The 451-nt window shown below is 56.8% G+C and carries 1 protein-coding gene; it reads left to right on the forward strand.

Annotated elements, in window-relative coordinates:
* On the forward strand, positions 1-451 hold a 451-nt coding region (locus IB244_RS31675), incomplete at both ends, for a carbohydrate ABC transporter permease (RefSeq protein ID WP_192307007.1).

The raw sequence follows: 451 nt of genomic DNA on the forward strand, positions 1-451 counted from the left end.
GTGTTCTTCCGCACAGTGTTCTTCGCTCCAGTTATCACCTCGGCAATCGCCTGGGCGATCGTCTGGAAGTTCCTGTTGCAGGGAGAAGGCGGCTTTATCAATCAGGTGCTGGCGATTGTCGGCATCAGTGGACCGAACTGGTTGCGTGAGCCGAACTGGGCGATGGCCGCTGTCATCGTGACGCGGGTCATCAAGATGGTGGGACTGAACATGATCCTCTACATCGCCGCCCTGCAATCCATCCCGCGGGATTACGAGGAGGGAGCTCGCCTTGAGGGGGCCTCGCGTCGGCAGATTTTCAAAATGATTACCTGGCCGCTGCTTGCGCCGACGACGCTCGTCATCATGGTCATCACAACGATCGGTTCGTTCAAGGTATTCGATCACATATACCAGATGACCGGAGGCGGGCCTGAAAACGGCACGCTGGTGTTGGCTTTCTACATTTACC

It is taken from the genome of Rhizobium sp. RHZ02 (genome assembly GCF_014851575.1).
GTDB classification, from domain to species: domain Bacteria; phylum Pseudomonadota; class Alphaproteobacteria; order Rhizobiales; family Rhizobiaceae; genus Rhizobium; species Rhizobium altiplani.